Here is an 8,081-nt window from a genome sequence, read left to right on the forward strand (position 1 = left end):
CGCTCAGACGGTTCGAAGGTCGATGACCCGTTGCAGGTCGTCGACGCAGGCGCTGACGACGTCGGCGAGGATCACCTGCGTCTTCTCGTGGGCGCCGGACTGCAATTGCGTGGCGTGATGGCGCGCCGAGGCCGTGTACGCGCAGGCCCCCGCCGGGTCGGGGTCGGCGAGCGCGGCCGCCGCCGCCAGCACCACCAGCACCGTGGGCACGGATTGCGGAAGGCGTTCGCGCCCGGCGTCTTCGAGCGCGTCGTCCCCGGGTGCGACGGCGCGGGCCAGTTGCAGCACCGAGCCGGCCAACAGGGCCACGTGCACGGCTTGGTGATCGGCCGCCTCGATCGCGTCTCGCAGCCCCCACCGTCGCGGCGCGATGGTGACGACGTGACGCGCGGTGGTGCGCGCCTCGAGCAGCCCGCTGAGCTGTTCGTGCACCCGGTCGACGGCCGTCAGCGGCCAGTCCGGCGGCGGCGCCGTGCGTCCGGCGGCGACGTCCGCCGCCCGCGACAACACGTCGTGCAGCACGCCGAGCACGCCGACGCGCGCGTTGCGCAGCACCCTGCGGGGGTCGGCGGGGAACAGCAGGACGGCGAAGACGATGGCCACCGCGCCGCCGATCAGCGCGTCGAAGATGCGTTCAAACCCGACGCCGCCGCGGTACAGGGCCAGCACCAGGATCGCCGACACCACCGTCTGGTTGGCGAACATCATCCCGTGCCCGATGAAGCCGCCCCCGATGAACACCGCGGCGCCCAGCGCCACCACGGCGGCGACCGCGATGGGCACGTCCCCCGGCCCGAGCAGGCCCTGCACCAGCGAGCCGACCCCGATGCCCAGGGTCACCCCGATCATCATTTGGATGGCGCGCTGCGCGCGGAGCACGTTGCTGGTCGACAACGACACCGCGGCCGCGATCGGTGCGAAGAAGGGCTGCGGGTGCTCGAGGACGTCGTGGGCCAGGTACCAGGACAGGCCCGCGGCCACCGCGGTCTGCACCAGGTTGAACCACACCGTGCGCAGCCGCTTGCTGCCGGCACGCGCGACCGCGGCAACCACCGAGGGCGCCGCCGGCCGCGAAGTGCCCACCGGCTACGTCCGGCTTAACTCGAACAGCGGGATCACCCTGCTGGTCTTGGCCTGGTACTCGGCGAAGCCCGGCGCGGCGGCGGTGACTTTGTCGAAGAGCGCGGCGCGCTCGTCGGCCGGCAGCTCGTGGGCGGTCACGTCGAACGCGTCCCCGCCGATCTCGACGCGCGCCCGCGGGTTGGCCCGCAGGTTGTGCACCCACGCCGGGTCCTTGGGGGCGCCGGCGAAGGAGCCGATGATGACGAGCCTGCCGTCGATGTCGAAATAGGCCAGCGGCGATACCCGGGGCTGACCCGACTTGGCGCCGGTGGTGTGCAGCAGCAGCAGGTTGGCACCCTCGAACTGGCCGCCGACGTTGCCGTCGTTGGCCCGGAATTCGTCGATGATGCTCTTGTTGAAGGCGTTGACGGTCTCGGCGTCAGGGGTTTCGGTCATGCCCGGTCAACCCTGTCCTGCTCGGCGACTATTCCGCCCGCGCCGGACGGTTTCGGCTGTGACGGTTGCTCGGCGAACACCCGGTCACGGTAATTGGTGTCGACGCCGACTGAAAAGCTGCCAGACGAATCCGCGGCGTCGGCGCATCTCGGGCAGGATATGCAGCATGGCCGATCAACCCGAGGTGCGCAGCGACAAGATCACCGTGCCGCAACGCATGGACGCGAATCACGTTCGCGCGCTCGCCATGCAGAAGGCGCAACACAAGGTGAGGCGGGGCCACCGGGTGGCCGATCTGCAACTCGGTGACAGCACCCCGGCCGGCGGCGACGACGTGCAGTGGTCGTTCACCTATCGGATGGTGTAGGCGCCGATATCGCGACGAGCGCGCGGGTCCGCGCTAACCCGGGCCGGGCTTGGCGTCGATTCCGGACTCCTTGCGCTGCTGGGCGGTGATCGGCGCGGGCGCCTCGGTGAGCGGGTCGACGCCGCCGCCGGTCTTCGGGAAGGCGATCACCTCGCGGATTGAGTCGACGCGGGACAGCAGCGCGTTGATCCGGTCCCAGCCGAACGCGATCCCGCCGTGCGGGGGCGCGCCAAAGGTGAACGCCTCCAACAGGAATCCGAATTTCTCCTGGGCCTCCGCGTGGTCCAGGCCCATCACCGCGAACACCCGCTCCTGGATGTCGCGGCGGTGGATACGGATCGACCCGCCGCCGATCTCGTTGCCGTTGCAGACGATGTCGTAGGCGTCGGCGAGCACGCTGCCGGTATCGGTCTCGATGGCGTCGAAGTGGCCGGGCTTGGGAGAGGTGAACGCGTGATGCACGGCGGTCCACGCCCCCGAGCCGACGGCCACGTCACCCGCGGCGGTCGCGTCGTCCGCGGGCTCGAACAGCGGCGGGTCCACCACCCAGACGAACGCCCAGGCGTCGGGGTCGATCATGTCCAGCCGGTGGGCGATCTCGCCGCGGGCCGCCCCGAGCAGGGCCCGCGACGGTTTCGGCGGGCCGGCCGAGAAGAAGACGCAGTCCCCTGGCTTCGCCCCGACGTGGGCGGCCAGCCCGTCACGTTCGGCGTCGGAGAGGTTCTTGGCGACCGGACCGCCCAGGGTGCCGTCGTCGGCGATCAACACGTAGGCCAGGCCGCGGTGGCCGCGCTGCTTGGCCCACTCCTGCCAGCCGTCCAGCGTGCGCCGCGGCTGTGACGCCCCGCCGGGCATCACCACCGCCCCGACGTACGGTGCCTGGAAGACACGAAATGTGGTGTCGGAGAAGTACTCTGTGCAGTCGACGAGCTCGAGACCGAAGCGCAGGTCGGGCTTGTCGGAGCCGTACCGCCGCATCGCGTCGGCGTAGCTGATCCGCGGGATGGGCCTGGGAATCTCATACCCGATCAGCGCCCACAACGCGGACAGGATCTCCTCGGAAATGGCGATGATGTCCTCGGTGTCGACGAAGCTCATCTCCATGTCCAGCTGGGTGAACTCCGGCTGGCGGTCGGCGCGGAAATCCTCGTCGCGGTAGCACCGGGCGATCTGGTAGTAGCGCTCCATGCCGGCCACCATCAGCAGCTGCTTGAACAGCTGCGGGCTCTGCGGCAGGGCGTAGAACGAGCCGGGGTGCAGGCGGGCCGGCACCAGGAAGTCGCGCGCGCCTTCCGGGGTCGAGCGGGTGATCGTCGGGGTCTCGATCTCGACGAAGTCATGCCGCGCGAGCACCGCGCGTGCGGCGGCATTCACCTTGGAGCGCAAGCGAATTGCTTCCGCCGGCCCGTCGCGGCGCAGGTCCAGGTAGCGATATTTGAGCCGCAGCTCCTCGCCGGCGGGTTCGTCAAGCTGGAACGGCAGCGGCGCGCTCTCCCCCAGCACGCTCAGCGACGTGGCGTTGACCTCGATGTCGCCGGTGGCGATCTCGGGATTGGCGTTGCCCTCCGGGCGGATCTCGACCACACCGGAGACCGCGACGCAGAACTCGGCGCGCAGCCGGTGCGCCTGGGCCAAGACCTCGGCCTCGCGGAACACCACCTGGGCGATCCCCGAGGCGTCGCGCAGGTCGATGAAGATGACGCCTCCGTGGTCGCGGCGGCGGGCCACCCAGCCCGTCAGCGTCACCTGCTGCCCGGCGTCGCTACTGTCCAGCGAACCCGCGGCATGACTGCGCAGCACAAAACACTCCTCTTCACCTGGCCAGAACGAGTGCCCAGTCTAAAGGAGGTAATTTCAGTGGCATCGCCACAGACGCTGCTACCCACATCGCCCTGGTCGGTCCCGGCGCCGTCGGCACGACGGCCGCCGCGCTGCTGCACCGGGCCGGCCATTCGGTCGTGGTGTGCGGGCGCACCCCGCGCGACACGATCGAACTGCGGCCCGACGGCGCCGACCCGATCGTCGTCCCGGGCCCGGTGCACACCGATCCGGCCGAGGTGACCGGGCCGGTGGACGTGGTGCTGCTGGCCGTCAAGGCCACCCAGAACGACGCGGCGGCCGGCTGGCTGGCCCGGCTGTGCGACGTCCACACCATCGTCGTGGTGCTGCAAAACGGCGTCGAGCAGGTCGAGCAGGTGCAGCCGCACTGCCCGCTGTCCCCCGTCATCCCCGGCATCGTGTGGTACTCGGCCCAAGCCCAGCCCGAGGGCTGGGTGCGGTTGCGCACCGAACCGGCCCTGGTGCTGCCGAGCGGGCCGTCGGCGCAGACCGTCGCCGAACTGCTGCGCGGCGCCGGGTGCCGGGTGGACTGCGATCCCGACATCATCACCGCGGCCTGGCACAAGCTGCTCACCAACGCGTTGGCCGGCTTCATGGCGCTGGCGCGCAGGCGGTCCGGGATGTTCCGCCGCGACGACGTCGCCGCGCTGGCGCGCCGCTATGTCGCCGAGTGCCTGACCGTCGCGCGGGCCGAGGGCGCCCGGCTGGCCGACGGCGTGGCCGACGAGTTGGTGGACATGTTCCGCAACGTCGCCGCGGACATGGGCACCTCGATCCTCACCGACGCCGAACAGCAGCGGCGCACGGAATGGGACATCCGCAACGGCGTGATCATCCGCAAAGGTCGGGCCCACGGCCTGGCCACGCCGATCAGCGACGTCATCGTGCCCTTACTGGCCGCGGCCAGCGACGGCCCCGGCTAAGTCGAATCGTCCGACTCCTCCGCACGCGGTTGCACCGCGAGCATCGTCGCCGGACTAAGTCGAATCGTCCGACTCCTCCGCACGCGGTTGCACCGCGAGCATCGTCGCCGGACTAGGTTGTTGTCATGTTCCCCTGCGAGCGCGTGGACACGAGCTTCACCGACAGCGCACCCTTTCGCTTCAGCAACAGCGTCGACCTGGCCATCACCCCCGAGCAGCTTTTCGAGGTGCTTTCCGACGCCGAGTCCTGGCCGCGGTGGGCGAAGGTCATCACGAAGGTGACCTGGACCAGTCCGGAGCCGCGCGGTGTCGGGACCACCCGCGTCGTCGAGATGCGCGGCGGCATCGTCGGCAACGAAGAATTCCTCGCCTGGGAACCGTTCACGCACATGGCATTTCGATTCAACGAATGCTCCACCCGGTCCGTGGCGGCCTTCGCCGAGGACTACCGGGTGGAGGTCATCCCGGGCGGCTGCCGGCTGACGTGGACCATGGCCCAGAAGCCGGCCGGCCCGGCGAAGCTGGCCATGGTCGTGGTGGGGCCGCTGCTGAACCTGGCGCTGCGCCGTTACCTGCGAAACCTGCGCAGCTACACCGACTCCCTTGCGACCCGGCAACGTTAGGAGAGCGTCATGACCTTCAACGAGGGCATGCAGATCGACACCAGCACCGCGTCCTCGTCCGGTGGGGGCGGGATGGGCATGGCCGTCGGGGGTGGCGGCCTGGGGCTGCTCATCCTCATCGGGGCGCTGTTTTTGGGCGTCGACCCCGGCCGGGTCATGAACTCCCCGCAGACCAACACCGGCGGCTACTCGGCGCCCGGTTTTGACCTGAGCCAGTGCAAGACCGGCGCCGACGCCAACAAGTACGTGCAGTGCCGCGTGGTCGCCACCGGCAACTCGGTGGACGCGGTGTGGCATCAGCTGCTGCCCGGTTACACCCGCCCCCACGTCCGGCTGTTCACCGGCCGGGTGAACACCGGCTGCGGGGCGGCCACCACCGCGGTCGGGCCGTTCTACTGCCCGGTCGACCAGACCGCGTACTTCGACACCGACTTCTTCCAGGAGCTCGTCGATCGATTCGGTTCCAGCGGTGGGCCATTCGCCCAGGAGTATGTGGTCGCCCACGAATACGGCCACCACGTGCAGCAGTTACAGGGCCTGCTCGGCCGCTCGCAGCAGGGCGCGCAGGGTGCCGGCGGCAACGGCGTGCGCACCGAGCTGCAGGCCGACTGCTACGCCGGGATCTGGGCGCATTACGCCTCCACGGTCAAGCAGGAGAGCACCGGTGTGCCCTACCTGGAGCCGTTGAGCGACAAGGACATTGCCGATGCGCTGTCGGCCGCGGCCTCGGTGGGCGACGACCGCATCCAGAAGGAAGCCACCGGGCGGGTCAATCCCGAGTCCTGGACGCACGGCTCGTCGGAGCAGCGCCAGAAGTGGTTCACCATCGGCTACCAGACCGGCGACCCGAAGAAGTGTGACACCTTCTCGGCGCCCGACTTGGGCTAGCGGCTGCGGTTAGGCGAGCAAGCCCCGCAGCTCGGCGCGGCCCCGCTCGTCGAGCGGCAGCAGCGGCGCGCGGGGGTCGCCGACCGGGAAGTCGAGCAGCTCCAGGCCGGCCTTCACGGTGGTGGCCAGCCCGCCGGCCACGATCAAGGTGAGCAGCGGCTTGAGATCGTCGTAGAGCTTCTGCGCGGTGTCGAGGTCGCCCGCGCGCACCGCCTCGTAGAGGTCGATGCAGGGTTGCGGCCGCAGATTCGGTGCGGCCGTGCACCATCCGGACGCCCCGGCCTTCAGCGCGTCGAGCACCAGCGGGTTGCTGCCGTTGTAGAAGGGCAGCCGGTTGCCGGACAGTTCGGCGATGCGCTGCATGCGGGTCAGGTCGCCGGTGGACTCCTTGACCATGGTGACGTTGTCGATGTCTTCGAACATCCGCACCAGCAACTCGGGCGGCATGTCGACACCGCTGGTGGCCGGGTTGTTGTAGGCCATGATCGGGATGGAGATCGCGTCGCTGATGCTGCGGTAGTGCCCGAAGATCTCCCGCTCGGCGAGCTTCCAGTAGGACACCGGCAGGATCATCACGGCATCCGCCCCGGCCTGTTGGGCGTAGGTGGCGCGCCGGATCGTCTTGGCGGTGGTCACATCCGACACGCCGACGATCACCGGAACCCGGCCTGCGACCGTGGCGATGGTGGTGTCGACGACGGCGTCGAATTCGGGTTCCTCGAGGTAGGCCAGTTCGCCGGTGCTGCCCAGCGGCGCGATCGCGTGAACATCCGCGGACACCAGCCGCTCGACCAGTGCGGCCAGCCGTTCGGTGTCAATCCCGTTGTCGCCGAAGGGCGTAACCGGGTAGGCGATGATGCCGTGGAATTTGGGCTCGGTCACAGGGCGGCTCCTTGATTCGTCAGCACGTCGGGGTGCCGGGCCAGGGCCCGGCGGGCGTAGTAGGCGAAGTTGGCGCGGCTGCGCTGCGGCGACAGCGTCCAGTCATGGGCCTCGCGGGCCAGGTCTTCGGGCAGCTCCTTGACGGTGCCCGCGGCCATCGCGGTCAGCTGCAGTTTGGCGGCGCGCTCGATGAGGATCCCCAGCGAGCAGGCCTCCTCGACGCTGGCCCCCGCGATGACGTGGCCGTGATGCGCCAGCAGGACGGCCCTCTTGTCTCCGAGGGCTGCGGTGATGATCTCGCCCTCCTCGTTGCCGACCGGCACCCCCGGCCATGTCGGCAGGAACGCACAGTCGCCGTAGAGCGGGGTGGTGTCCATGTGGGACACGATCAGCGGCACTTCGAGCATCGACAGGGCCGCCACGTGGAACGCGTGGGTGTGCACGATGCATTCGACGTCGGGCCGGGCGCGATAGATCCAGCTGTGAAAAAGGTTGGCCGGGTTGGCGATTCCGTCGCCATCGAGGACGTTGAGGTCCTCGTCGACCAGCAGCAGGTTGGCGTCGGTGATCTCGTCGAACCCCAGGCCGAGCCGCTGGGTGTAGTAGGTGCCGTCGGCCTCGGCGCGGGCGGTGATCTGTCCGGCCAGCCCGGAGTCGTGCCCGGCGTCAAAGAGCGCGCGGCAGGTCAAGGCCAGTTTCTGGCGCGTGGTCAGCTGCGAATCGGCGGCTTCTTTGGTTTGAGAGGCCGTCAACTGCTCGGCGGCCCGGCGCATCAACTCGGATTTGGATTCGGTGAACGTGCCGCCCATGTGACACAATGTAGCAGCTAGGAAACCTTGTGTCATAGGAGCCCCGTGACTGCATTGCTGCGCCCCGTCCGCAGGCAACGCGGCCTCACCCTCGAGCAACTCGCCCGGCAGACGGGCCTGACCAAGAGCTACCTGTCCAAGATCGAACGGGGCCAAAGCACTCCGTCGATCGCGGTGGCCCTGAAGGTCGCGCGGGCGCTCGACGTCGACGTCGGTCGGCTGTTCTCCGCCG

General features: G+C 69.5%; 10 protein-coding genes. 5 read left to right on the top strand and 5 right to left on the bottom strand.

What is annotated here, in order from left to right; genetic code table 11:
- Positions 1 to 3 precede the first annotated feature (3 nt).
- On the bottom strand, positions 4 to 1,083 hold the full coding sequence (locus AC5Y5B_RS23550) for an FUSC family protein (RefSeq protein WP_500006986.1): 1,080 nt from the start codon (positions 1,081 to 1,083) through the stop codon (positions 4 to 6).
- Positions 1,084 to 1,086: 3 nt separating this feature from the next.
- Positions 1,087 to 1,518 (bottom strand): nitroreductase family deazaflavin-dependent oxidoreductase, encoded by a 432-nt coding sequence (locus AC5Y5B_RS23555; protein WP_500006988.1) that lies wholly within the window; start codon positions 1,516 to 1,518, stop codon positions 1,087 to 1,089.
- 166 nt (positions 1,519 to 1,684) lie between these two features.
- On the opposite strand from AC5Y5B_RS23555, the gene AC5Y5B_RS23560 reads away from it, so the two are divergent.
- Positions 1,685 to 1,885, top strand: a complete 201-nt coding sequence (locus AC5Y5B_RS23560) for a hypothetical protein (protein ID WP_500006989.1) — start codon at positions 1,685 to 1,687, stop codon at positions 1,883 to 1,885.
- A 33-nt stretch (positions 1,886 to 1,918) separates the two neighbouring features.
- Here AC5Y5B_RS23560 and aspS read toward each other — a convergent pair whose 3' ends face one another.
- A complete protein-coding gene (aspS, locus tag AC5Y5B_RS23565) occupies positions 1,919 to 3,685 on the bottom strand; it encodes an aspartate--tRNA ligase (protein ID WP_112634266.1) in 1,767 nt (588 codons plus the stop codon).
- Positions 3,686 to 3,747: 62 nt separating this feature from the next.
- Here aspS and AC5Y5B_RS23570 point away from each other — a divergent pair, with 62 nt between their 5' ends.
- The 3 genes from AC5Y5B_RS23570 to ypfJ all read left to right on the top strand — a co-directional run bounded on the left by AC5Y5B_RS23570 (position 3,748) and on the right by ypfJ (position 6,158).
- Positions 3,748 to 4,647, top strand: a complete 900-nt coding sequence (locus AC5Y5B_RS23570) for an oxidoreductase (RefSeq protein WP_205869161.1) — start codon at positions 3,748 to 3,750, stop codon at positions 4,645 to 4,647.
- A 125-nt stretch (positions 4,648 to 4,772) separates the two neighbouring features.
- Complete coding sequence (locus AC5Y5B_RS23575; protein ID WP_112634264.1) at positions 4,773 to 5,270, top strand: SRPBCC family protein; 498 nt, start codon at positions 4,773 to 4,775, stop codon at positions 5,268 to 5,270.
- 9 nt (positions 5,271 to 5,279) lie between these two features.
- Positions 5,280 to 6,158, top strand: a complete 879-nt coding sequence (gene ypfJ / locus AC5Y5B_RS23580) for a KPN_02809 family neutral zinc metallopeptidase (RefSeq protein ID WP_112634263.1) — start codon at positions 5,280 to 5,282, stop codon at positions 6,156 to 6,158.
- Positions 6,159 to 6,167: 9 nt separating this feature from the next.
- On the opposite strand, the gene AC5Y5B_RS23585 is transcribed toward ypfJ, so the two are convergent.
- Both AC5Y5B_RS23585 and AC5Y5B_RS23590 read right to left on the bottom strand, forming a co-directional pair.
- Positions 6,168 to 7,040: a dihydrodipicolinate synthase family protein gene (locus AC5Y5B_RS23585; RefSeq protein ID WP_112634262.1), complete on the bottom strand. Its 873-nt coding sequence runs from the start codon at positions 7,038 to 7,040 to the stop codon at positions 6,168 to 6,170.
- Positions 7,037 to 7,849 (bottom strand): aldolase, encoded by an 813-nt coding sequence (locus AC5Y5B_RS23590; protein ID WP_500006993.1) that lies wholly within the window; start codon positions 7,847 to 7,849, stop codon positions 7,037 to 7,039. Before AC5Y5B_RS23590 ends, AC5Y5B_RS23585 begins: the two co-directional genes overlap by 4 nt.
- 45 nt (positions 7,850 to 7,894) lie before the next feature.
- Here AC5Y5B_RS23590 and AC5Y5B_RS23595 point away from each other — a divergent pair.
- Positions 7,895 to 8,081 (top strand): helix-turn-helix domain-containing protein (locus AC5Y5B_RS23595; protein ID WP_500006995.1); only part of this gene is annotated, 187 nt, incomplete at its 3' end.

The organism is Mycobacterium sp. NGS33 (assembly GCF_059812885.1).